Genomic DNA, 24,453 nt, shown 5'->3' with positions numbered 1-24,453 from the left:
GTACCGCCGAAACCGCCGGTGCCTCCGCAACCCCCGACCCCGCCGGTCCCACCGGTACCGCCGAAACCGCCGGTGCCTCCGCAACCCCCGACCCCGCCGGTCCCACCGGTACCGCCGAAACCGCCGGTGCCTCCGCAACCCCCGACCCCACCGGTCCCACCGATGCCTCCGGTACCGCCGACTCCGCAGCCGCCGGTGCCTCCTGTGCCTCCGCAACCTCCGGTTCCACCCACGCCTCCGGTCCCTCCGGATCTGCCGGTGCCGCCGACACCTCCGCTCCCACCGACGGTGCCGGAACCTCCGACGGTGCCGGAACCTCCGGCGGTGCCGGAACCTCCGGCGGTGCCGGAACCTCCGGCGGTGCCGGAACCTCCGGCGGTGCCGGAACCTCCGAAACCGCCCGTGCCTCCGCATTCGCCAGTGCCGCCGACAACTCCGACGCATCCGTTGCCGCCGACACTTCTGACAACGCCTCCGGTGCTGCCAGTCGCGCCGACACCTCCTGTGTTCCCGGACCCACCGACCGCGCCGCACCTGCCAGCCCACCCGACCCCGCCGACTTTCCCGTGGCAGGATCCATCGACGCCGCCGGCTCCGTACGATCCAGCGCACCCGCAGTCGCCGATGCCACCGTCATCGCCTGCACAGCCCACGGAGCCCCCACGCCTGCCCCGGCCGATTGCACCATCCGACCCGTCTGGCTCTGGCTGGCCCGACTCGTCGCAGCAACCGGCGCACCCCCACATGCCACAGCAACCGGCACACCCCGATTCGATGCAGCACCAGGACCACTCCGGTTCCACGCAGCAACAGACCTACGCCGGTAACACGCAACAATCGGATCCGTCTTCGCCCCCGCCGATGATGCCCCCGCCGGTCAACCCACCACCATCGACAAATCGAAATCGGTCGACCAAGAACCTAATCCGGCATCGCGGCGTCCAAAATGGTGACGGCACTAGTCTCTTTGTACAGCCGTTCTCCGGATTCGGTGTGCCCGCGCACTTCGACCCGGAGACCGGCGCGCTGCGGGCGGTCGGCGGGGGTATCGGTCCGCAGGTCGGGGTGTACGGCGATCTTGGTGACGTATCCGTGGTGTTCTATCGCGGCGGATCCGGGCTTGCGCTGCGGGTCGGTGCGGACACGGTCAATCTCGACGACCCGCTGGTCGCCACCGAATGGGAGCCTCTCGGGAACCGACAAACCCGCTTCACCGTCACGGCCTCCGGCACTGTGGTCTGCCAGCTGCTGTACCGATCGCTCCCACCCGAACTAGACCTCGGCCGCCTGATCCACGACGTCTGCGCCACCCCGACCCGCCGCACCCAGATCTTCGCCCGCTGACCCACGTGCACCGGTCGAGCATGGGTGCTCGCCCGGATTCGCTGGTGGTGGGCAATACTCTCGGCGTGGGCGAAGCCGGCCCGGCTATAGCTCTCGCCAACTGCACTCGCGTCGGGCCAGCGGAGCTCACGCACACTTTCGACACCCTCATATGCCGACGCTCGGCACGACACGCCGGGCCGAAAACCAGAAGCGCTGCGCGAGAGCGGATTTGGAGCGGAAGTCGAACTCTCTCCGTCCGCGGCGTCGTCGATCCTCGCCCGCGCCTTACCCCGAATCCGTGGCTATATCGCGATGTGGCCGGGGGGAGTCGCGTCCTGTCCGAGTTCTACTCGACGTGTCTCGAGGTCGGGGTGGCGAAGAAGCTTGTCTACCAGTCCGGCAGGCCCGCCGACGCAAATCCAGTCGTCGTCGAACAATCGCGACACCAGCCAGCCGCGGTCGGTCGGAAAAATTAGGTCGGGCAGGCTACAGCGTTGACGCCAAGTCAGCTTGCGCCAGGTGAGCGCCTGCTCCGGCCCCGCCTCGACCAGCACGTAGTGCCAATTGGCATACAAGCTCACCCGGGGAGCTTCGGGGAAGACGACGTCGTCGGCGCCGTTATTGAGGTATCCCAACCACCAACGCTGGTTCGCCGACTCAGCGCGCAGAACCGACACCAGCGCTCGGTCCAGCGCTTGCCAGGCCACGTCGTCGTCCTCCGGCACGACAATCGTGGCGTAGCTGTCGAAGACCGGCGGGATCGCGGAGGTGATGGTCAGGCCGACCGACGTACCATCCGCGATCCATGCGCACTCCGCGTCGGTTCCGATTCGCCAGGAACCGCCGTCCGAGGTGGTGACTTCCACCCACCGATCATCGCCGGCTCCACGCGGAAGCGCCAACGAATTCGAGTGGGTCGGTCAGGCGGGTGCGGGGTTCGATGGAGCGGCCTGGTTGGAAGCAACTTCGTGATCGCCAAGCCCGTGCCTGCACTGCATCCCGGGTCGACTCGGAACCCAATTTGCGCGACTTCTTATGAATGCTGTTGGAAGACACGGAGTTCAGACCAGTACTCATGGCGTATCGCATCCCACAACCGCGAAAGTTTCGGGAACTGCTCGCGCATCTGGACCAGGTCCGGCGCGGTGGCCGAGGTAGGAGCAGACATCAGCGTTGTTGATTCCAAGATGTTGTGTACCAGCAATATTCGAATACCGTGCTGGTCAATCCGCCAGATTGCCTGCCAGTCGTCCACCTCGGTGTGATACTCGCTCATCTCGGAGTCCGGAATCGCCTACCAGTGGCCGCCGCTGTCAACGCCCGTACCTGTACCGGGAACTGGCAGAGCCAAACTCGGTGAGTTTGTCCAGCACCTCACGCAGCGTTTGTGCTGTCGGCCCGCCCTCTCCGCATAACTCGCGGTCCAGCGGTGGGAACTCGAGCCCTCGCGCGAATGCACGCTCGCGCGGTGTCAACGATTGCGGCGCGAGCCGACCCGCATGGACCAGCGTGTAGTACGCCGCCGTCTTCCACACGCATCGACCGACCTGGCAGGCGCGATGCTCGCGCATCTGCTCGTGCGCCAACTCGACATCGGCAGACGCGCAGACCCTCGGCGGCGTGACGATCGTGCGCTCGCTCATCACGCCGGTCCCATCTCGGCGTTGGCCCGGTGCGCGACCCTTGCCCATGTGGTTGCGGGGCAGACGGTTTCGAGATCGAAGTCCTCACACACCCGCGCCGGTTGATCGTCGACTTGAGCCAGGTCGTAGACCACGATCGCGGCCGCATCGAGCCCGGCCGCGATACCGAGGGCGTATCCGATCGGATCTGGGGTGTCATGCGGGGACCGCACCGTGTACACATATTGGTAGCCCAGCAACCGTGCGTGCCGCTGCACCGCTTCCGCATGCCGAGGCGCCTCCACGCCTGACACCTCGGCTCGCACGAGTCCGACCGCCTTCAGCGCGCCACTCTCGTTCCGCAATGTGTCTCGTTCTGTCGCATGCATTTTCGTCACCCTCGCGAACCGAAGGATTGTGCGACAGATCCAGATACTCGACAGTCCGGGAGTTCGGTAACCGCTGCGGGCGGTGTGGCGCGGGACGTTGTAATCGTTGAAGCGTTCAGGGGCATCGGCTCAGTCCTGTTCGTCGCACATCTAGGAGTATTGGTTTCCTCATTCCTGGTACGTATCCACCCTGGACCTGGGACGATGCGGAGCACAGAGCGGGAAGACGCAGGTTTGAGCGAGTTTTAGCGAGGGCGGCGGTGACCACGCAGTGGACCGGTGAAACTGTTCGAGCACTACGGACGGCGTTGCGCATGAGCCAGCGGGATTTCGCCCGACTGATTGATGCTGGGCAGCGGACGATTTCCGGTTGGGAGCGAGGGGAATCCAGCGTCAACGCTGCCGCGCAGCTTGCACTCGACACGCTTTGGGTGACACTGGACCCTGTGGCGCGGGCGCGCTTCGAAGTGTTGGCCGAGGAGACCGATGTGGACCGCAGACAATTCCTCATGACAACGGCAACGCTGGCCGCGACCGCCGGAACAGCCCGGCCGACGGTGTCCCCAGCGGCTATTGATCATCTTCGAACCACGGTTCATGCGGGAATGCTGCTGGACGATTCGCTCGGATCCGATGCTGCTAAGCCCCTGGTGGATGCGATGGCGCGTACCTGTCTGACTCTGTTGCCCACGTGTCCCGAATTACTGAAACCACAACTGTCTCAATTGACCGCCGAAGCTGTAGCATCCTCAGCCTGGGCCGCATGGGATCAGCGCGACGTGAAGTTGGCCGACGCACTATTCGCGCAGGCGTTCCAGCATGCCGAAAATGCGGGCGATACAGACGTCCAGGCCGGAATCTTGGTGCATCGCACCGACCTCGCCGTGTGGACCCGCCGCTACGCCGACGCGGCCGACTACGCCGATGCAGCATTGGATATCAAGGTCCGTGATCGCAGAATGGCGGACTACCGGGCGCTGCGATCTGCACAAGCGTTCGCACACGCCAATCGGCGACAAGACGCCCGAAGGCAATTGAAAGCCGTTTCCGGAGACCACATCACGGAGACAACACCGGACGATTCATACGCGTATTGGATGGCGGGATGGGTAACCAGCGATGTCACAGGCTCGGTACTGGAAGCGACGGGTGATCGGCGTGGTGCTGCGGAATCAGTCGAGGAATCGCTGCAGTTCATCCCTGAACACGCGAGGCGCCACCGAGCGTTGACGCTACTGCGCCTCTCCCGAATCGCCGCACCGCTGGATCTCGATCGATCTGTGGCAGCCGCGAAGCAGGCGTTGGCACTCTCCCGGACGAACACCTCACCGAGAGTTCGGGAGAAATATGCAGAGACTCGGCGGCTGCTGGCGCCCTGGAGCGACACCCGCGCAGTCCGCGAACTGGACTCCATCGCAACCCCCGCCTAATTATGCGCCGCTGGATTAGTGATTTGCACAGTAGGGTCTTTGCGATCAAGACGTATTATTGGCCGTGGTGAGGGGAATTGTGCAGTTGTCCACATTGTCAGAGATTGTCCGGTAGCCCGTGACGTCGTGGGTCGTTTCCCTCGCGACGGGTTCGAGTGGACGGGGCCAAGCGCGAGCCGGTCTGGTACAACACCTTTGCCGATTCCCAGCGTGGCTTCTGCGGTAGCTCCGGGAGTTCTGTTGCCGCCCAGGACGACGGTGACGCGGAGCTGGTTGGTGTCACGATGATGTGCCTCGATGATCGCAGCGGGTTGGTACCCGAGCGACAGAGGTTCCGCTCCAACGCCGTTGCGTGACTTCCGATCTCGGCGCACAGGACTGAGCAGGATATCGACGAATGTTTGCTACGCTGTGCGTGGTTCGCCTCGGGCGAGATCAGGTCGCGTAAGGAGTCTTGGGGGCGGGTCTCGTGGCGCGTGTCCAGTAGTTCAGGTTCACCTTCATTCGACGGGAAGTCTCGATGAAATCACATATGCGTTCAGCTTTATTCGGCATCGCAGCCGTCGGGTGCACAGCCTTGGCAACAGTTGGTAGCGCACCCGCAGCATTCGCGGTTCCGGCCCCCGGGGCTGTGGAACTTTGCCGGTTCACCTTCCTCACCCCCGATGATGCTCAGCGCACGGCATCCACTGTAGTGAGTGCGGAGCCCGGCAATTCAGGCATCCTGAACTTGTACGTTCACACGGACGCACAATCGGATACAGAGTACGAGCAGCGCTTCTCGTTCACTTGGTCCAACCTCGACACCGGTCGCAGCGGAAACGCGGAAACCACTACCCGCGTGCAGGGACCGGACAACGAGTACCTCCTGCGCAATACCTTGACGGAATCGGGCCGCCTCGCCTTGGTGCTGAGGTCGAGCAATCGGGGGCTGGGTGAGCTCAGCAACCACTCCACCAACGGCGATTGCAGCGCGGAATACACCGCGTAAGGAGTAGCCGAGTCCTGTTGGTCAACATGAGCATTGCCTTGACCGGCAGGACTCGATCGTCCAGCTGGTACCTGACCAGCTCCGCCATTTGCCAGGTGATCTCCGAGTTGGATTCCGGAGCGGATGGCATTTATTACAATTCCGATATTACAATTCCGAGCCGGTCTTCACCCCGGACGGAGCCGGAATCGTGTTCACCAGCAACCGAGGCGGGAAGAACCGGTCCGAGATCTATGAGATCGACGCCGACGGTAGCCACATCCGACCACTCACCGACGATTCGACCGGGCACCCGCCGTTCTGCCCCGACCACATGAGGATCCTCTTCACTCGTTTCACCCGTGATTCAGCGCCCTTCTTCATCTCCAGATCACACTGTCGCCGATGCCGGTGACTTCCCGAGGCTAGTGATGTTGTTCGCGAATCCCGGTGCGTTGCTCGACATTACGAACATGCCTGCCGGATGAACACGCGGGCGGCCAGGTCGGAATTGCCCATGAGCATCGTCCCGAGCGGCCTTCCAAAGCTCTACCTTCAGGATCGGTTAAGCCCCGGGCTTTCCGGAATCGTGTGTCGCGGCGCTGTGCCAGGATAGGAACGGTAATTGCTCGGGCACTGTGCGCGGTCCGCGGCGCGGTGCGCAGATGAGGGAGATTGCGGCGACGTGACCACACCTGACGGCGAGGCCCCCGACAACCGGGCGAACGAGACGAACCACGAGCAGGCCGTACCCGACGCTTCCGGCGACGCGGAATTCATGGCCGAGTTCATGAAGGCCTTCGAAGCCACCGACAACGACCGCACCGAAGACACCCACGGCGAAGACACCCCCGTCGACGAGGACGCCCCCGATATCGGCTTCACCCTCGACGAACCCCCGGTCGACGTGGCCGAGCAGGCTAAACAACTCATCCACCGCATCGCCCGCGCACTCGCCTCCGGTGGCCCGCAGGGCTGGCACCGCCTCGACGCCGTCTTCGTCATGACGACCACCGCCGAATTCGCGCTGGTCACCTTCGCCGACAACGAGCAGCGCGAGGCCCGTGCCCAGCCCGCTCCCGAGGTGCTCACACTGGTTCGGGAACAGCGGCACCTCGCGGCCCAACTGAGCGACGGCCCCTGGTGGCGGCTGCTGATCAACTTGGCGAGCACCGGCGAGATCGAGGTCGACTACGACTACGGCGACGAGCCCTTCCCGGACGACCACCTGTTCCCGCCCGAGGTCTATGCCGTGGATCTGCAGGCATATCCACGCCAAAAGCTGCCGGTATGGCTGGCGGCGTATGTCGGCCACGCCGACCGGCAGTCGCGCCCGGCGCTCATTGCGGCCGCCCAGGCGCGCGCGGACCGGGAAGCCGGCGTGCGACCGGTGCTGTCGGAGCAGGACTTTCCGGCCTTCCCGGTGATGTCGGCCCGCTGGGCGGTCATCGCGGCCGCCTTCGTCGCCGCCGGATCCCAATGGGGTCCAAGGGTTTTGCCTGCACTCGGCTGGTTCGAAGGGGCCAAACGCAGCGGGTCGACGCTGTACGCGTTGCCGGGCGGTCGCGCCGTACTTTCCGGTGGCGTGTGGAACGCGCCCGAACTCGATGCCGTCTACAACGCCGGTGCGCCGATGCCGCGGCTGTACGCCGGTGCGCCGGAGTGGATCGCCAATCCGGTGCTGAATCCCCGTGCGGCCAGCGGGTTGTTGTCGTTCTGCTATTGGTGGGACGGCGGCAGGTGGTATCGCGGTGACTCGCCGTCCGCGGTCGCGCTCAGCGATGCGGTGCCTGGCATCTGGACCTCCGATACCGTGGCCGGTGTGGTCGCCGGATTGGTGGCCGACGAGCCGACCGATGGGCAGCGCGCGGCGGTGGCCAACCTGGTGTCGGCCGCGGAAATCGGTGTCGTCACCCGCGATACGCTCGTCGAGGTCTTCGGCGACGATGGCACCTTCGATATCGACAGCGCCCTCTACCAGCTCACGCTCGCCGGTGTGACGATCACACTGCCGGAGCCGATTTCGCGGGAGGCCGCGATCGCCCAGGTGCGGCAGTACATCCTGGATCAGGAGATGGACACCACCGGCTATCCGCTGGAGAATCTGCGCGCGGATCGGATCAGCGTCGGCTGGATGGTGTACGTGCCGACCGAACCCGGTGAGATCTCGATCGGTCGGGCGATCTTCTATGTCGCCGATGACGGTGTGCTGGAACAGTCTTCGTCATCGGTCGCGCCGTCGGTCTATGCCGTCGAGTTCGAGCAGCGCTTCCAGCAGCGGCACGGATCCGTTCAGGCCTGAGGGCTGCCATCGGTGCTCCAGCGATAGCCGAAGCCGCGGATGGTGGTGATCAGACCGGGGCGATCGAGTTTCGCGCGCAGCCCCGCCATGTGCACATCCAACGCCCGCGATACCGAGGCCGACGAATCGCCCCAGATGCGGTCCATCAGCTCTTGGCGGCTCACGGCGGTGTCCGGCCGCTCCGCCAGGATCCGGACCAGCTGGAACTCCTTGTGGGTGAGCATGATCGGCACACCGGCCACTTCGACCTGCCGGGCCATCAGGTCAACTCGCACATCCTGGGAAACGACCGCCTCGACGGGGGAGGTGTGGATGACGACGCGCCGGGTGACCGTCTCCAGTCGCGCGACCAGCTCCGCGATGCGCGGCGGTTTCACCAGATAGTCGTCCGCACCGGAGCGCAGCGCGAGCACAATGGTGCGCTCCCCGGCCCGGGCGGTGAGGATCAACACCGGCACCGAGCTGACCTCGCGCAGTCGTCGCAAAACCTCCAGACCGTCCATATCGGGCAGTCCGAGATCGAGGATCACCGCGTCGTAGTCACGGTGGGTGCGCAGTAGGTCCGCGCCGCGGCGCTTGCGGTCGACGACGTAACCGCGGGCGGTGAGCGCGGCTTGTAGCGCGTCGCCCACCCCGTCATCGTCTTCCACCAGCACAAGCCGCACGCGCCGATCCTCGCAAAGCGAAGGTTCGACGCGCAGGCGTTTGCGCATTGCCATCCTCAATGGACGCTCACCTCGGCGCCGGTCTCGGCCTCGGCCTCGATCGCGGAGTTCTTCGAGGTCTCGCGCATGAAGTAGTAGATCGTCAGCGAGATCGCGATACAGGCCGCGACGTACCAGAAATACAGCGATTCGTGATCGGCCTTCTTCAATGCCAGCGCGATGGTTTCCGCGGTACCACCGAAGATCGCCACGGTCAGCGCATAGGGCAGGCCGACGCCGAGCGCCCGGATCCGGGTCGGGAAGAGTTCGGCCTTCACGATCGCATTGATCGAGGTGTAGCCGGTGATGACCACCAGGGCCAGCATCATCAGTCCGAATGCGCCGATCGGATTGCGGGTGTGCGCGAGCACGGTCATGATCGGCACGGTCAGCAAGGTTCCGGCAATGCCGAAGAAGATCAGCAGCTTGCGCCGCCCGATGCGGTCGGACAGCGCTCCGGCCAGCGGCTGCAGCACCACGAAGACCAGCAGTGCGATGAAGTTGATCCAGGCCGCGGTCGGCTTGGAGATATGCGCGGTATTGATCATGAATTTCTGCATGTAGGTCGTGTAGGTGTAGAACGCGACGGTGCCGCCGAGGGTGAGCCCGCAAACGATCAGACATTCGCGCGGATACTGCGCGAGCACGCGCAGCGAGCCGCGCGCCGGGCGATCGGATTCGGCCCGGAACTGTTCGGATTCGTCCATGCTGCGCCGCAGCCACATGATCAGCAGGGCACCGCCCGCGCCGATCAGGAAGGGAATACGCCAGCCCCAGTTGTTCATCTGCGCGTCGCTGAGAATGTGCTGCAGCACGATCTGCACGCCGAGTGCGACCAGCTGACCCGCGACCAGCGTGACGTACTGGAAGCTCGAATAGAACCCGCGCTTACCCGGCGACGCCACCTCGGACAGATACGTTGCGCTGGTGGCGTATTCACCGCCGAGGGACAGCCCCTGCAACAGCCGCGCCAGCACCAGCAGCACCGGGGCGGCCAGGCCGATCGTCTGATAGCCGGGCGTGCACGCGATCAGCAGCGAACCCGCGGCCATCACCGTCACCGAGAGGGTCAGTGCCGCACGACGTCCGAAGCGGTCGGCGTAGCGGCCCAGCATCCAGCCGCCGATCGGACGCATCAGGAAGCCGACCGCGAAGACGGCCGCCGAGTTGAGTAGCTGTGCGGTGGAATCGCCCTTGGGGAAGAAACTGTGCGCGAAGTACACGCTGAACGCGGCGTAGACATACCAGTCGTACCACTCGGCGAGATTGCCGAGGGAGCCACGCAGCACGTTGGCGATGACCCTGCGCTCGCCTACGGGTTGTGTCGTAGTCATTGTGAATCTCCTTCTGGCGCCGCACTTACCGGCGTAGTAATGGCGACTGTGAGCGCAGTCACAGCGCATTGCCAGGGGGCTGCCGATGTTCTAACGGTCCCTTAGGAAAAATGTTGCACCGTTTGCGTTCCGGTAATTCGGCTGTCGCGGTGGCAGATCCGCTGGTCGGAGCCTGGATCGAATTCTTAACAGTCCCTTTAGCCAGTCGCACTTGGTAGCCGGTTACGGATGGTGAGATGCGTGTCACTATCGGAAAGGGCTTAATGCTGCACAACAGGAATGAGAACGACAGCGATGAGCGACGAGCAGATCGGAGGCGCCTGTCGCGCGGACGTACTCACCGCCGGGACGGCCGGGCAACGCGCCGAGGCGCTGATCCATCGCATCGCCGACCAGCTGGGTGAATTGGGACCGCCCGCATGGCGGCAGCTGCACGCGGTATTCGCGCTGACGGTGACCACCGAGTGGGCGCGGGTGGAGTTCACCATCGCGCAGCGGGTGAGACGGGTCGAGGTGCCCGATGCCGTGCTCGAGCTGGTCCGGCAGCAGCGCGCCGAGGTGGCCGCGGCGGGAGCGGGAGCCTGGTGGCGACTGTTGTTGTGGTCCGACGCATCCGGTGAGCTCGAGGTCGAATACGACTACGGAGATGAACCTTTCCCGGCCGATCAGCTGTTCCGGCCCGAGGCGTATCGTGCCGACCTCGCGGTCTACCCGCGTCCGCGCCTTCCGGTGTGGCTTGCAGCCTATGCCGGTCATGCGGGCAGGCAGGCCCGTCCGCCGCGGCGGGCCGCGATCGGGGCGCGCGCCGATCTGGCCGCAGGGGTCGCCCAGCAGCCCGTCGAGGACGAACTCCCGCTCTTTCCGCAGTTGTGGGCGAGGTGGGCGACGATTGCGGCGGCGCACGTCGCCGTCGGATCCGATCACGGCCCGCGCATTGTCGCGACGAATGGCTGGTACGAGAGCGCCAGGAACGGCGGCAGCGGCTCCACCCTGTACGTTCTGCCGGACGGCCGTGCCGTCTTGTCCGGCGGGGTATGGAATGCGCCCGCGCTCAACGCGGCTTACAACGGTGGCATCGATCTGCCGAATCTCTATGCGGGCGCACCGGATTGGGTGACCAACGCCGTGCTGAGCCCACGCGCGGCGGTAGGGCTGCTCTCGTTCTGCTTCTGGTGGGACGGCTCTGGATGGTTCCGCGGCGAATCGCCGTCGGTATCGGAGTGCGGTGCGGCGATGCCGAATATCTGGACTGCGGGCACCGTGATCGCGACCGTGACCCGACTGCTGTCGGATGTGCCGGATGCCAATCACCGGGCGGCGGTCGCGCGGTTGCTGGCGAAGGCCGAGCGAACCATTGGGCCGGGTGGCGAGATCACCTATGAAGTTGTTGTCGACGGATTCGGCGCTGGTTGTGACATTGAAGGCGCGCTGAGACAGTTCGCTACGGCTGGATTGCTGGCCGAAAGCCAACCGCCGCATCGGGGCGTCGAGTTTGCTCGCGCTTCATGTGTCGGACGATCTGTATTCGTGTAATCATCGAATTACGTTGCGGCGGAGGACTCGAAGGAGGCTCGAGATGACGGACAAGGTGCGGGTGACCTCGAAGGGCCTGCGTACCACTGCGGGACACCTCGACGACATGGCCGGAAAGATCGAGGAGATCCGCGACCGACTGGTGGCGTCGAATACCGAACACTGGGGCAAGTGGGGCACCGACGATTTCGGTAGGGCCTTCGCCGGAGACAAGGGTTACAAACCCTCGCACGACAATCTGATGGAGAACCTCAACGGGAAGATCGAACTGCTGCAGAGCTATTCGAGCGGCCTGCGACAGAGCGCGGATCATCTCGACGCGATGGAACTCGACAACGAGGCGGGCTTCCAGTCCTGATCGTGGTGGGCGATGGGCTTCCGGGGCAGTGGGGTGAGTTAGAAAAGGGGTGCAGGGTGGACGAGCTGACGAGGGCGCATTTCGTCGATCTGATGGAGGATCTGAAGGCCAGCGTCGAATCGGTGGTGCGCGCGCAGCAGGAGCACGCGCTGCTCACCGCGACCGCCACCGCGGCGGGCAAGCGGGTCACCGTGGTCGTCAACGCCAACGGTGTGGTGATCCAGACCAAATTCTCCGCCGATATCGCCGAGCTCACCTATGCCGAAATCGCGACCGCCATCACCAAGGCCGCCCAGGACGCGGCCGCGCAGATGCAGCGCCGGACCCGCGAGATGATCACCGAATTGAAGAGGGACCAGGCACGGCTGCCGAAGCTGTCGGAATTCCTGCCGGGTGTCCCCGATATGGAGAATCTCATACCGCAACCACCGGAGGTCTCGACCGCGCCGCCGAGCGCACGCGCTGCCACGCCAGCACCCGAAAACCTCGGCGGGGGAATGAAATTCACTGATGTCGTGCAGTTGGACCACGGCTCGCAGGCAGGTTCCGGACCGGGTGTCGCCGAGACCGGCTGGTGAATTCCGTCGGAGCGAGGGGGGAGGCTGCTAGATGTCGAATGACGGCATTACCGAACTATGGGATTGGATGCCGCACTGGATTCTGTCCGCCCTCAACTTCTTTCAGGGCTACCCGGACGGCCACCAGGGTGATCTCTTCGATCTTGGTGATGACTGGCACCGGTCCGGTGACGCGCTCAAGGATCTGAAGCAGCAACTGAAGGATGTCACCGACGAGACCTTCAAGTGGTATGAGGACGGCGAGGGCGCCGAGCAGATCAAGAAGGAATTCGATTCGCTGTTCAACGGGCAGACCTCGGTCGATAAAACCGCCGAAGGGTTGCACGATCTCGGCAAGTACACCCGCCACGGTGGTACCGAGATCGAATTCACCAAGATGATGGACGCGGTCTTCGCGGGCATCACCGTGCGCGCGGTGTTCGAGCTGATGCCGGAGTGGCCGTGGGGCGATGCGCTGATTCCCGTGGTGATCGGTATCGGCCGCACGGTGCTCAGCGCGTTCAGCCGGGAGGCGCTCGGCAAACTGGCGGCCGCTGCGGCGGAGAACACGCTCAAGAACATCCTGGAGAACTACGTCAAGAAGATCGCCATCCAGACGCTGAAGGAATTGGCGACCAAACAGGGCCTCAAACAACTCGGGCTGGCCGCGGGCAAGGCTGGTCTGCAGGGCGCCCGGATCGATGCGGGCCTGCAGGCCTTGCAGATCGCGATGGGGCACCGCGACGACGGCTTCGATCTGAAGCAGACGCTGCGGACGGGTCTGGAATGGGGTGCGGGCGGACTCCTCGGCGCACCGGTGGGCATGGCGGTCGGCAACGCGATGGCCAAGGCCGCGCTCTCGGATGCGGTGCGCATGATGGGCCACGACAACCCTTGGGCGCGTGCGTTGTTGCGGCCCGAGGTTCGGTCCATGGCCAGCGGGGTGTTCGGCGGCGCCCTCGGGGGTTCGGCGGGCATGTACGGCGCCGGAATCGCGTGGCAGTTGGGGGAGCACCTGGCCAACCCCAACGATCCGAACTACAAGGGCATCGACTGGACCTTCCACCCCGGCCTGATCGCGGCGGGTGCGGGCATGGGTGCACTGCACGGCGTGAAAGGTGGCTCGGAACAACGGATTCAAGTGCTGGCGGCCAGCGAGAATATGGCCACCGCCCGCGGCGACGGTTCGGCTGCCCGGCCCGCGCCGCCAATGGTGGAGGCGACCGCGCGTTCCGAGTCCGCCAAGGTCGTCGATCGGATCGGCAAGGCCGTCGACACAGCCGCGACACCCGAGCAGCGCGAGCGTCGGGTCCAGGCATATCAAACGGCCAAGGAGGTCTACGCCACCGGGAACGTCGGCGGTCGACCGGTCAGCGAGATGGAGCGATTGTCCGCGCTGCAGCGGCTGGAGGCATCCACCGATCCGAGCGCGACCGGCGCATCCGCCGGGGCGAACGCGGGCGGTACCGGGGCGGGGCACGCGGGAACCACTGCGGCGGCGAATTCGGGAACTTCGAATACTGAGGCTAGAACTTCCGCGGGTGCCGCGGGTGAACGCAATACCGGTGCAGGTTCACCCGAGCGCTCCGGCGCGCGGCAACCGGTCGCGGGCGAGCGGAGCACCTCGCGAGCGGGTGCCGCTGGAACCGAAAACCGCGACCGCGTGACGAATATCGAGGCCGGTAAGCAGGAATCGGCGCCGATGACGCGGGAGGAGTTGCGCGCCACGGCCGCCGAGGGGCGGGAAGAGATCCGTGCAACCGCCGAAGATGCGCACGAGAACCTGCGCACCTCCGCTGCCGAGTTGCGGGAGGACTTGCGCACTTCCGCTGGCGAGACGCGGGCCGAGATCCGTGCCTCAGCAGCCGAGACGCGGGACGAGATCGGCAACGCCGTCGACGAGGCGCGCGCAGAGCAACGTACCGAGCGCGAATCCGGCAGCACACCAAAGGAACCGCGCCCCGAAACGAATGGAGAGACCGAGCGAGGCCGCACACCCGAGTCGGAACAGCGCGGCCAGCGATCCGAGATGGAAACCGGTCGCGGCGAATCCCGCTCGGAGCAGCGCGGTCCTGTCGGCGAGGGTGAATCCGGTCGGGCCGCAGGCGAATCGGGGCGGACGGACAGCGACGGGTCACGTGCCCGCGCGGCAGAGGCGATGCCGGGGGATCCGGGTGCCGCGGTCGTCGAGCCGCGCACGGCGGAACGCTCGGGTGTCGCCGAAGCCGAATCACCAGGTCCGGAAGGAAGATCGGGTGATGGCTCCAGCCCCTACGTCGACGAGGGACACACATCCCGCCCCGCCGACGCACCGGAATCGATCCGGACGCCCGAACCACGCACCGCCGCCGCCAACACCTGTGTTGCGGACGCCGTGCACTGGTTCGAGCAGGCACAGGGGCGGCCGGTGCTGGACGGCCCGATACCGGAGCCGAAGAGCCTGGCAGGCGTGCCGCTCAGCGAATTGCGCACCGCCGTGCGCGGGGAGTTCGAGGGCTTCGTCCCCCGTGACTCGTCGCGGCCGGGGCACGCACAGATCGTCAAGGCGCTCATGGACTCCGGCAAGGGCTCCAGCGCACTCGTGGTGGAGCAGCGCGCTCGCGTGAACGAGGGCGGCGCGGGCGCGCACGCCTACGCCGTCACCTTCCTGGGCGAGATCAACGGCGCCCGCACTTTCGAAGTCAATGGTGAGCGCGCGCGGTACATCGGAACCGACCGCGGCAAGGAGTGGTTCCGCGATGCCACCGGCAAGCGCAAATCCCTGACCGAGCTGGCCGGTGGCGCGCGGCGTGCGGACGCCGTCGCCACCGAGGCCGTGATCATGCGTGGCGGTGAGGTCGTCAGCGGCCTCGGCCACCCGGAGGCGGCTCGCCTGGACGGTGACTTGCTGGTCGGCGCCAAGCCGTCCAGGCAAGCCGAGATCACGCAATTGCACTCGGAGGTGCGTGCGGCGGTCGCCGAGGAGGCGCGTGTCCGTGGCGAAGCGAACCGGCTGCGGGATGAGGCCCAGCAGGCCAGAGGTGACGGTCACCACGAGCGCGCGAACCGCCTCGACGAGCAGGTGCAACGGTTCGACGAGCAGGCTGACGCGGCACGCGAGTATGCGGAGCGTTCGCGCGACCGCGTCATCGAACTCGAAACTTCCAAGCTGACCGAGGAATACGCGGCGCAGCAGGCGCGCATCAATGAACTGCACCAGCAACTGGCCGACACCCTCGGCACCCCCGAGGAGGTCCAGCAGTTCCGCGCCGATCTGGCGAAGCTCGACAATCTCGAGGCGGCGCTGCAGCAGCGCGACCGGGTGCAGATCGCGCACCAGGAGGTGCACAACCTCGAGCAGCGCGTCGAGAACGGCCGCATCGCCGTCCGCGAACTCGAGCAGGCCCTGCGCGAGGCCGAGGCGCAACCTGCGGATGCCAGGGCCGCCGAAAGGGAACGGACGGCGGCCGTGCGTGCGGGCAGACTCGAACTCGTCAAGGCCGAGCACGGTCTCGAGCAACTGGAGCAGGCGCGCGTCAGGATAACCGATCTGGTCGGCACCTCGGGCGAGCTGCTCGAGCGGCGCGATGCGCTGACCCAGGAGATCATCGAGGCGACTCGCGCCCGCGATCGACTGGCCGCGACGTTCGATGTGCGCGAACCGGTGGAGTTGAGCGCACGCTATCGGGGCGAGCTGTCACCGGCCGCGGAGCAGGTGCACGAATTGCGTGACACCATCGATCGACTGCGTCAGGCCGAGGCCGAGGCCGACCGGATCAACGAGCGCCGCGCCAGTCTGCAGGCGCTCGATGAGTTGGGCCTACTGCCGATTTCGGAACGTGTCGGGGTGGTGCCCGCGGCCGAGCCGTCGCGGGTCTTCCCCTATGAGCGCATCGTCGTGGTCGGCGCCGAGACCGATCCGGCGGCCTACCGCCAGGCATTGCAGCGGGCGCTGCGCACCGGCACCGATGTGGAACTGCTCATGCGCCTGGCGAAGTCGGACAAGATTCCGATGGATATCGAGTTCATGCGCGTCGTCGTGGACGAACAGGTTCGACCCGAGCAGACCACCACCGATCCGGTCACGACCGAAAAGGCAGGCGCGCGACCGGATCCCGCGAAACATCCGCGGCCGTGGGAGAAGACGAAGTGGACCGAACCGCAGCCGCCGTTCCTGTTCAAGGTGTCGCTGGTGCCGGTCTTCGACGAAATCATGTCGCCGCTGCACCACTTTTCGGCGGGCGAGGTGCCGGAGTTCATGTATCCGGAGAACCTGCCGTTCTCCAAGAACGTCTTCGATGTTCCCGACGGCGTCCACGCCTACCACTCCGATGTCGGCATGTACGCGTTCCATCTGCGCATCCTCAGCCTCGGGATCATTGACCGGGTGCCGAATCATCCGTGGGTACGGGATTTCGTGCAGAATCGCCCGTGGATCGGCAAAGCGGTGCTCAGCGCCACCAAGTGGCTGCCTGCCAACGTCGAACACGGCCGAGGCATACACCTGCCGCTGTCGGTGGAATTCGTGAACAAGCATCCGCGTGTGGCCTGGGCGCTCGGCGGTGTGGCGAAGTGGATCCCCAGCGTCACCGAGGGGCGCTGGATCCAACTGCTGCCCGGTGTGCGCGGCACGCGCACGCACGCCTGGTTCGACCATGCCCAAGCCGATCCGCAGCCCCTGATCCGCCGCGACCTGACCCACGAGCCGACCACTCCGGGATCACCACATCTCGACGGCAGCGCGGTGCGCCCCTATTCCGGCGAGAGCGTCCATATCTCGGAATCGTTCATGGAGCGCTCGCACGCGAACGATGCTGTCCGAGAGCGGATCCAGGAATGGACCGAACAGCGATACGACGACTACGAACACAATCGCGTCCATGAGGGCGACAGCAATATCCACCGGATCGCCGACGAGGCCGCCAAGAATCCGGACCGCTACTCCGGCGGCGACCCCAAGCGCTGGGTGCGCGGTAGCCGTCAGGAGTGGATCCGTGATCCCGACGGCGCCACGCTGGCCAAACATCCCGACGGCTCGACCTGGCTGCGTGACGGGGATGGCAATGTCCGGCCGCGTGCGGAGATCGAGGCGAACCTGCGGCGGGCCCGCGACTATCTGATGCGCAATCCGGAACTGAACCGGATCGCCGACGTCGCCGAGATGTGGGACCGGCTGATCGACGGAAAACCCTTGCGGGAAGACGTGATCGGCCTCGAGGCGGCGCTCGCGGGCGCCGAACACCTGGCGCTGGATCGCAACACCACCGCCGAACAGGCTGAACGCAAGGCCAAGGAGCTAGGTTACGACTGGGAGGCCAACCGGCCGCATCTGACCGGCGATCGCGCCGAGCGCGGCCTGTGGGGCAAGCTGACCGGCCGCCGCGCGACCACCGTCGGCTTCACGGTCGAACTGGATCCGAACGCACCCGATGCCGCGCGCACCCGTCGCTTCGGCACCACCGCGTACTACGGCAGACAGGGCTTCGACCAGGTCAACGGTCAGATCCGGGACATCATGCACGGCTGGCCGGAGGCCAAGATCGTCGAGGCACAGGCCGAGGTGACCCGGATGGCCAGGGAGGCGACCCGCGACTATCGCGGCGACCACGGGCTGGCCAAGGGCGGTGTCCACATCTCGGCACGGGTGACGGGCGAGGCCGGTCACCAACGGTTGAGCGTAACGGTCGAACACGAGGGCGGCGGCCGCCCAAAGGACCCGACCAGCTACCGTCTCGACCAGTCCGACCGCGGCGAACTGCCGCCCGGCAAGCGCGGAACCGCCACCCCGGTCGGCGAATTCCGCGGTGATGCCCGTGCGCCGGGCGCGGATCCACTCACGCACAAGGAACTGGTCGACGCGATGCGCGACAACCTCGGGCTGATCACGCCGGAGGACATGGCGTGGAATCGTGATGGTCAGCATTTCGTGTTGTCCGATGGGCGCGAGATCCATGTCGGTGTCGGGGAGACGCGTGATGGTGCGGTTGCCGAATTCCACGAGCGCCTGGATGGTTCCGGTTATGACGTGATCGTGTCGTCGCGGGCGCGGTCGCAGGATGTGGCGCGGGCGGTGGCGCATGAGTTGGCCGAGATTCGGTTGGCGGAGGATCCGGCGGTCCTTACCGATTCGGTCAGCGAGCGTCCGGCGGAGTTGACTTCGCATCTGGGTGGTCGGTTTGCGGAGCTGAAGGTGCTTGCCGCGCATATTGATCGGGCGGTCCTTGATCCGGCGCGGGCGGGTGAGTTGCCTGGATTGCGTCAGGATATGGCGGATCTGATGGACCATCTCGGTCTGCGCGACGGACCCGAGGCTGCCGATCGATGGGCGCTGTTGAACGAGCACGATCCCGGACTGGTGCGACGATTGCAACTCGGCCTCGGTCCGGACGGCCTGCTCGGTGCGCGACCCGTCTTCGACCGAAATCTCACCGACTCGGCGTTCGACGACGCCCGCGCCACCCATCTGGACCGGCTGGAGCAGCAGATGGCGGGGGAGTTCGCCCCGGATGTGGTGCGGGCCGAATCGATGGCGTTGGACGGCCGGATGCGCGAGGAGCAGGCGCGGCGGATCTTCGACCCGATCTTCACCGGGCGTGAAGGCGGTGCGGCGCGCAAGACCATCCCGACAAAGGAACTGCTGCGGGCGCTCGATCCGATCAACGAGGCGATCAATAGTCCGGGCCTGAGCGCGTCCGAGCGGGCCCAGGAGCTACACAGTGCCATCGACGGATTCCGTGAGGCGATGCCGCAGGAATTCCGGAATGCCTTGGGGCCGGAGGGTTTCGAGCGGATGCACAGTGCTGCCGATGCGTTGGCGAACGGACCCGACCGGATCGCCGGTGTGCTGGACCACGCGCACGGCGCGGTCGAGGTCGGTGGCGAGCGAATGTCGCTCAGTGACTTTCTGCATGGTATCGATCGTGCGAATCGTGGTGCGGCCGAGCATGGTGTGAATTTGGAATATGCGGTGGTTGTGCATGATCCGGTTGAGGGGCGGTCGGCGGTGGAGGTGTTGCCGCGTCCGCGTCCGCAGCATCGGTTGCCGTTGGATCAGAATAGGTTCGGCGAGGATAACCATCGGATTGTGTTGCGGCCCAGGCCGTCTGTGCCTGCGGCGGAGCGGGGTGGGCACACTGTCGATGTCGGTGTCGGTCGTAGTGCGTTCGGGGTGGAGATGACGCCTGCTGCCGATCGTGCTGGTGGTGGGCTGATTATCAAGACCGAGTTGGCCGATGATTTCGCGGTTGCTGGTCAGCGGCGTCGTAATCTCGGCATCCTCGACCCGGGTCCGCTGACCGAACCGGGCACCGTCATGGTCTTCGGCGACCTGCTGGCCCATGGCGGCGCATTGGGCGACGGTGAGAGCGGAGCGGTGGCTCGGGTATTCATCAACAATGTCAGCGCGGAAATCCCGCTGGAGGTCGAGGATCGGATCTACGACGGAATCGCGAAGGGGCTCGCTGAGGGCCTAGTGCCCGGCGGCCGGATCGAGCTGCAGTGGGATATGAAGCCGGGGAAGCCCGGCGGTACGACCGGCGATCGCGGTCATATCCATGGTGACCTGCTATGGGCCGCGATCCGGCGACTGCCGCCGGATGTCGCGGGCCGATTCCGCATCACGGAGAACATCGAGTTCCCATATCCGGGGAACGAGAACTACGACTACACCCCCGACGCAGGTGCCAGCAATAAGATCAACACCGACAAGTTGGCGGAGTTCGTTCCGCCACGGCCCGATCACCGCGTGATCATCACCTACGAGCCGCATGGAGCGACACCGGTCGACGGACGGCACGGTACTGCCGCCCCGGTGGGCGAGTTCCACGGTGCTGCCCGTCCGGCGGAACAGGATTCGCTGACGCACGGCGAACTGATGGGGGAGGTCGGCGACAATCTGGGGCTGATCACGCCGGAGGACATGGCGTGGAATCGTGATGGTCAGCATTTCGTGTTGCCCGATGGTCGCGAGGTCCATCTCGGGGTGGGCGAGACCCATGACGGTGCGGTTGCCGAATTCCGTGAGCGCCCGGATGGTTCTGGTTATGACGTGATCGTGTCGTCGCGAGCGCGGTCGCAGGATGTGGCGCGGGCGGTTGCGCACGAGTTGGCCGAGATCGTACTGGCCGAAAACCCTGAGGTGCGCACCGATTCGATCGATGAGATCCCCGACGAGCTGACCTCCCATCTCGGTGGTCGCTACGCCGAGTTGAGGGTGCTCGATGCGCAGCTCGCGCGTGCCCTGGAGGATCCCGCTCGCGCGAGTGAATTGCCGGGGCTGAGGCGGGATCTAGCCGATCTGATGAATCGCCTCGGACTGAGACCGGAGTCCGAGTTCGGCGACCGCTGGGCGCTGTTGACCGAATACGACCCGGACCTGGCCGACACGATCGAGCGCCATCTCGAAGCGGCGTCCGCGCGGCCTGCGGAGATCGGGCTGTTGCGCGCGGAGTTGCGAGCGGCTCTCGGGGAGGAATCTCACGCGCGCCGAACCTCCGCCGAGCTGCATGCACAGGCCGACGCGGCCGGCGTTCCCGAGCGCGCGCAGGAACTGCGCGAGCGTGCCCTGATGCACCAGGAGCGGTCCGACCAGGCCCGCGCCCGAGCGCAGGAGGCGCGAGCCCGGCTGATCGCACTCGAGCGCGCCGAGGACGCCGACGCTATGGCGGCGGTGGAGGCCCGTCGTAATCGGCTGGAAAAGCTGGCCGGCAAACGTCTCGAGGACGAACCTCCGACCGGACACCCCTTCGATGTACCCGGTAGCGAATCGTTCGGGGAGCCGGAGTTCCTGGCGCGACCGCTGCATTTTCACAAGGGACTCCTGATGGCTCATCTGCTGGAGCGTCCTCCTGGGTCGAGTGAGCATGCCCTCGGGGCATCGCCGCACGGCGAGAACGACCTCCCCGGTACCGGCGAGCATGCCGCCGGTGATTCGCCGCTCCCGGATTCGGACATCGGTATTCTCGAGGACCCGCAACGGCTCCATGAATTGTGGTCGAGCCTTTCGCAGGCGGAGAAGGAGGAGTTCTATCACGCCGACCCGTTCATCGGTAATCGGGACGGGATCCCTCACGCGGACCGTGACCCCTATAATCGCCGAACCCTGGACTGGCTGCGAGACCTGGCCCGGGACGAGAACGATACCGAGCGCCTGAAACAATACAACGAAATAGCGGAAATGCTCGACCCCGCGAAACTGGAGGAAGGGCAGCCGCAGCTTCACTTGTCATATATCGACCACAATGTGCGTTTTGCGTACGCCCTCGGTGATCCGGATCTCGCCCATAATGTCGCAATCGTGATGAAGCCGGCCGTGGGTGCCTGGAACAGGAATGGCGTACGTTATGCCGGTGAGACCCTGGCACAGATACGGCAGGCGGCGCATTTGGTCGATCCGGAGTCGGAGACATCGGTGATCTTGTGGGGCGGTTACGATAATCCGCCTGCTCTGGTCGAAGCGGCCTTTTCGCATTACGCCGAAAACGGCGCGGACGCCGCGCGCCGCTTTCACGAGGGACTGCGGGTCACGCATGAGGGGCCACCCTCGCGCAACACGACGATCGGCCACTCCTATGGGGGTGTTATTTCCGGCCACGCCGCCGGCCGTGGAAACGGCCTGAACACCGACAATGTGATCTTCCTCGGCGCACCGGGGACGGGAGCTGCACACATCGGTGAACTCAGTCTGACCGGCGTCGGCCCCGAGGACACCGGCAAACACGTGTTCGCTACCGTGGCTCAATACGACTCCATCCAGTTGTTTCCGGATGTGCACGGTCCGGACCCGACTGACCCCGCCTTCGGCGCCACCGTGTTCGCTACCGACTCCACTCCGAGTGCACACCGATCGGGATGGAATCCGAAGGATCACACGGCGCCCGTTTACCTCGGCCGCGACAACCGATCCTTCCGTAACGTCGGACGGATCGTCACCGGATACGCGGACGAGTTGGAATGAACGGACCGGTGTCGGGTAGAACTCGATCGAGCGAGGAAACAGACGAGGATGGTGATATGCCGGCAGAATTCACCCAGGCGGCAGCGCGGGATCAATTGCATCGGTACGTCCTTCGCACACTGCGGGCACTTCCCGCGGAACTGTCGCTGTCGCTCCATCACCCGGAATTGCCTCGGGCGCGTCTGCACCGTGGCGTCACGCTGCCCTTCGCCGACGACGGTCGAGACGTCGTCTCGGAGTACCTCACCATCGGGTACTGGGTGATCGGAACCACCCCCGATACCGTCGGATGGTACTTCGACTCGGTCGTGCGATCCTGGAACGAATTCGGGTGGCCTACGAGAGTGGATCAAAATAGTTCCCGGACGCGCGCGGCCGATACCCGCACTCCTGATGACTACCAACTCCACATCCAACGAAGTGCCAACGGATATCTCAGCTTGTCGGGCTCGACACCACCCTTCCCCGTCGGCTCGATCGCGGGAGATCCGCTTCCGCAAGTCATCGAACACCCGACCGGGTAAACCCGCTTGCGGAACGACAGGAGGCGGTGATGGCCGAGATCGCAGGAGCACGAGAACAGCTCGACGAGGCAGCGACGTGGCTGGGTGCGCAGATCCGCACGCTGGCCGGACACCTCACGCCCGGGCACGACCCGGATGTGTATATGCCTTCCGACCCGATGATCGTCGACTGGCACGAACCGCTGAAGTACCAGTATCGGATGGCCGGCCGGGTGGACCGGCCCGCCGAGCAGTACGACCCGACGGTGGTCACCAGGGCAGCGGAACTGCTCGGCGGTGTGGGCTGGGACGTCGGCGTCGAGGTTGCGGCGTCGGCGACGGGCGGGCAGCTGACCACCGTTGTCGCGTCCCAGGACGGATACCAGCTGATGGTGCGCATCGAAGAGGGCTACGGCACCGTCGTTTACTCCGGTGAGACGCCGGCGATGGCCCTGTTCACTCCGGAACCATTCGTGCGCCCCGACCCGGTGCTGACTCCGGAGACGGTGCGGCGCGGCTACCTGCTCTGCTACGAATGCGATGGCTTCGGTTGGTGCCCGGTCTGCGAGGGCCGCGGCTGGACCCTGGACGCCGACGGTCGGGAGCGGTGCGTGGAATGTCTCGGATCCAAGTACTGCCCGGTCTGCCGCGGTGCGGGGGAACTGGAGGCGGCGCGGCTGCAGGATTGGCAGCGCGACCAGTATCCCGAACTCCGCGACCGGTCCTAGCCACGTCATCGAAACGAAAGGACAACCGTGCCGACGCTGTTGCCGCTGGCCCGCACCAATGCCGAGGCGCACCTGTACCTCGAGCTACAGCCGTGCCCGAATTGCGGCGAGCCGCGCTGCAAGTTCCGCAGTTCGGTGGTCAGCCAGGACGGTGTGCTGGCCAGTCGCTACACCGGCGAATGTCCGCGCTGCGGCCTCGAACGCAGCTACGAATTCCGGCTGCCCGAGGAGATTCTGCCGCCGCCCGCGTCGACCGTCCGCTTCGGCGGCGACCAACCGTCCGAACTGATCGACCCCGGCATCTGGCTCTGGTACGCCGACGATCTCGCTCGCCGCATCCCGACCGATGCCTCGGGATTCGATGCAGGGCAACGCAGGTCGGCCAAGCACACGGTGGCTACCGCAGTGGCCGCGGTCGAGGAGGTGCTGAAGTTCATCCCGTCGGGCGCGGACGAGGTCCCCGCCGACGAATTCACCTCACCCGAGGGGCAATCGGTGCGCGCCCAAGAGCCGGGCCGATTCCAGCGCGAACGTCTAGAGGCCATTCGCGACTACTACGCCACGGAGTTCACCAAATGGTAGCTCGAAGTGAATGCCGCGAAGTCTTTACGGTCCCTTAAGGAGTTCGCACCTCGGACCGCCACGTAAGCCGAAGCACGCGAGGATGATTCACGATGAGGACACTGACCGTTCATCCCGGTCGTGGGATGATCGATGTCGTGTGTGCGTGGATGAGGGGCGACGCGATGGGGGCGAACACCGC

General features: G+C 65.6%; 17 protein-coding genes and 1 pseudogene. 12 read left to right on the top strand and 6 right to left on the bottom strand.

What is annotated here, in order from left to right; all coding sequences use genetic code 11:
• Positions 1 to 827: pseudogene (locus tag ACWEO2_RS19285) on the top strand (hypothetical protein); the annotation flags it as partial.
• 166 nt (positions 828 to 993) lie between these two features.
• Complete coding sequence (locus ACWEO2_RS19280) at positions 994 to 1,344, top strand: hypothetical protein (RefSeq protein ID WP_452406555.1); 351 nt, start codon at positions 994 to 996, stop codon at positions 1,342 to 1,344.
• Positions 1,345 to 1,628: 284 nt separating this feature from the next.
• Here the strand turns inward: ACWEO2_RS19280 and ACWEO2_RS19275 are convergent, their stop codons facing one another.
• The 4 genes from ACWEO2_RS19275 to ACWEO2_RS19260 all read right to left on the bottom strand — a co-directional run bounded on the left by ACWEO2_RS19275 (position 1,629) and on the right by ACWEO2_RS19260 (position 3,313).
• Positions 1,629 to 2,192 carry a hypothetical protein gene (locus ACWEO2_RS19275; protein ID WP_452406554.1) on the bottom strand — a complete coding sequence of 188 codons (564 nt, stop codon included), beginning with the start codon at positions 2,190 to 2,192 and terminating at the stop codon, positions 1,629 to 1,631.
• Between the two features lie 167 nt (positions 2,193 to 2,359).
• Positions 2,360 to 2,602 (bottom strand): hypothetical protein, encoded by a 243-nt coding sequence (locus tag ACWEO2_RS19270; RefSeq protein ID WP_452406553.1) that lies wholly within the window; start codon positions 2,600 to 2,602, stop codon positions 2,360 to 2,362.
• Between the two features lie 37 nt (positions 2,603 to 2,639).
• Positions 2,640 to 2,969: a hypothetical protein gene (locus ACWEO2_RS19265; protein ID WP_452406552.1), complete on the bottom strand. Its 330-nt coding sequence runs from the start codon at positions 2,967 to 2,969 to the stop codon at positions 2,640 to 2,642.
• On the bottom strand, positions 2,969 to 3,313 hold the full coding sequence (locus ACWEO2_RS19260) for a hypothetical protein (RefSeq protein ID WP_452406551.1): 345 nt from the start codon (positions 3,311 to 3,313) through the stop codon (positions 2,969 to 2,971). The genes ACWEO2_RS19265 and ACWEO2_RS19260 overlap by 1 nt, the downstream gene beginning before the upstream one ends.
• Positions 3,314 to 3,597: 284 nt before the next feature.
• Here ACWEO2_RS19260 and ACWEO2_RS19255 point away from each other — a divergent pair, with 284 nt between their 5' ends.
• From ACWEO2_RS19255 to ACWEO2_RS19245, 3 genes are all read left to right on the top strand, one after another.
• The gene (locus tag ACWEO2_RS19255; RefSeq protein ID WP_452406550.1) at positions 3,598 to 4,767 is read left to right on the top strand and encodes a helix-turn-helix domain-containing protein; all 1,170 of its coding nucleotides are present in this window, start codon (positions 3,598 to 3,600) and stop codon (positions 4,765 to 4,767) included.
• A gap of 520 nt (positions 4,768 to 5,287) precedes the next feature.
• Complete coding sequence (locus ACWEO2_RS19250; RefSeq protein WP_452406549.1) at positions 5,288 to 5,758, top strand: hypothetical protein; 471 nt, start codon at positions 5,288 to 5,290, stop codon at positions 5,756 to 5,758.
• A 664-nt stretch (positions 5,759 to 6,422) separates the two neighbouring features.
• Entirely contained in the window at positions 6,423 to 8,039 is a 1,617-nt protein-coding gene (locus ACWEO2_RS19245) for a hypothetical protein (protein ID WP_452406548.1), read from the top strand.
• On the opposite strand, the gene ACWEO2_RS19240 is transcribed toward ACWEO2_RS19245, so the two are convergent.
• Together ACWEO2_RS19240 and ACWEO2_RS19235 are read right to left on the bottom strand one after the other, a co-directional pair.
• Positions 8,030 to 8,704 carry a response regulator transcription factor gene (locus ACWEO2_RS19240; protein WP_452406547.1) on the bottom strand — a complete coding sequence of 225 codons (675 nt, stop codon included), beginning with the start codon at positions 8,702 to 8,704 and terminating at the stop codon, positions 8,030 to 8,032. The two genes, ACWEO2_RS19245 and ACWEO2_RS19240, sit on opposite strands and share 10 nt — an antisense overlap.
• Positions 8,705 to 8,760: 56 nt before the next feature.
• A complete protein-coding gene (locus ACWEO2_RS19235) occupies positions 8,761 to 10,077 on the bottom strand; it encodes an MFS transporter (RefSeq protein ID WP_452406546.1) in 1,317 nt (438 codons plus the stop codon).
• 294 nt (positions 10,078 to 10,371) lie between these two features.
• Here ACWEO2_RS19235 and ACWEO2_RS19230 point away from each other — a divergent pair, with 294 nt between their 5' ends.
• From ACWEO2_RS19230 to ACWEO2_RS19200, 7 genes are read left to right on the top strand one after another with little or no spacing between them, the layout of a single operon-like run.
• On the top strand, positions 10,372 to 11,610 hold the full coding sequence (locus ACWEO2_RS19230) for a hypothetical protein (RefSeq protein ID WP_452406545.1): 1,239 nt from the start codon (positions 10,372 to 10,374) through the stop codon (positions 11,608 to 11,610).
• Between the two features lie 43 nt (positions 11,611 to 11,653).
• Positions 11,654 to 11,968, top strand: coding sequence for a hypothetical protein (locus tag ACWEO2_RS19225; RefSeq protein ID WP_452406544.1), 315 nt, complete (start codon positions 11,654 to 11,656; stop codon positions 11,966 to 11,968).
• Between the two features lie 56 nt (positions 11,969 to 12,024).
• Positions 12,025 to 12,546, top strand: a complete 522-nt coding sequence (locus tag ACWEO2_RS19220; RefSeq protein WP_452406543.1) for a YbaB/EbfC family nucleoid-associated protein — start codon at positions 12,025 to 12,027, stop codon at positions 12,544 to 12,546.
• A gap of 31 nt (positions 12,547 to 12,577) precedes the next feature.
• Complete coding sequence (locus ACWEO2_RS19215) at positions 12,578 to 22,459, top strand: alpha/beta hydrolase (protein ID WP_452406542.1); 9,882 nt, start codon at positions 12,578 to 12,580, stop codon at positions 22,457 to 22,459.
• Between the two features lie 56 nt (positions 22,460 to 22,515).
• Positions 22,516 to 22,983, top strand: coding sequence for a hypothetical protein (locus tag ACWEO2_RS19210; protein WP_452406541.1), 468 nt, complete (start codon positions 22,516 to 22,518; stop codon positions 22,981 to 22,983).
• Between the two features lie 29 nt (positions 22,984 to 23,012).
• The gene (locus ACWEO2_RS19205) at positions 23,013 to 23,690 is read left to right on the top strand and encodes a hypothetical protein (RefSeq protein WP_452406540.1); all 678 of its coding nucleotides are present in this window, start codon (positions 23,013 to 23,015) and stop codon (positions 23,688 to 23,690) included.
• 27 nt (positions 23,691 to 23,717) lie between these two features.
• Positions 23,718 to 24,272, top strand: coding sequence for a hypothetical protein (locus ACWEO2_RS19200; protein WP_452406539.1), 555 nt, complete (start codon positions 23,718 to 23,720; stop codon positions 24,270 to 24,272).
• Positions 24,273 to 24,453: the final 181 nt, after the last annotated feature.

This window comes from Nocardia sp. NPDC004278 (assembly GCF_053602975.1).
This window is presented reverse-complemented; position numbering and strand designations above follow the sequence as displayed.

Bases quoted from the DNA above. Each gene is read 5' to 3' on its own strand.
- ACWEO2_RS19215 (WP_452406542.1), top strand. From the start codon at position 12,578: ATGTCGAATGACGGCATTACCGAACTATGGGATTGGATGCCGCACTGG.
- ACWEO2_RS19205 (WP_452406540.1), top strand. From the start codon at position 23,013: ATGGCCGAGATCGCAGGAGCACGAGAACAGCTCGACGAGGCAGCGACG.
- ACWEO2_RS19250 (WP_452406549.1), top strand. From the start codon at position 5,288: ATGAAATCACATATGCGTTCAGCTTTATTCGGCATCGCAGCCGTCGGG.
- ACWEO2_RS19235 (WP_452406546.1), bottom strand. From the start codon at position 10,077: ATGACTACGACACAACCCGTAGGCGAGCGCAGGGTCATCGCCAACGTG.
- ACWEO2_RS19270 (WP_452406553.1), bottom strand. From the start codon at position 2,602: ATGAGCGAGTATCACACCGAGGTGGACGACTGGCAGGCAATCTGGCGG.
- ACWEO2_RS19265 (WP_452406552.1), bottom strand. From the start codon at position 2,969: ATGAGCGAGCGCACGATCGTCACGCCGCCGAGGGTCTGCGCGTCTGCC.
- ACWEO2_RS19230 (WP_452406545.1), top strand. From the start codon at position 10,372: ATGAGCGACGAGCAGATCGGAGGCGCCTGTCGCGCGGACGTACTCACC.
- ACWEO2_RS19210 (WP_452406541.1), top strand. From the start codon at position 22,516: ATGCCGGCAGAATTCACCCAGGCGGCAGCGCGGGATCAATTGCATCGG.
- ACWEO2_RS19225 (WP_452406544.1), top strand. From the start codon at position 11,654: ATGACGGACAAGGTGCGGGTGACCTCGAAGGGCCTGCGTACCACTGCG.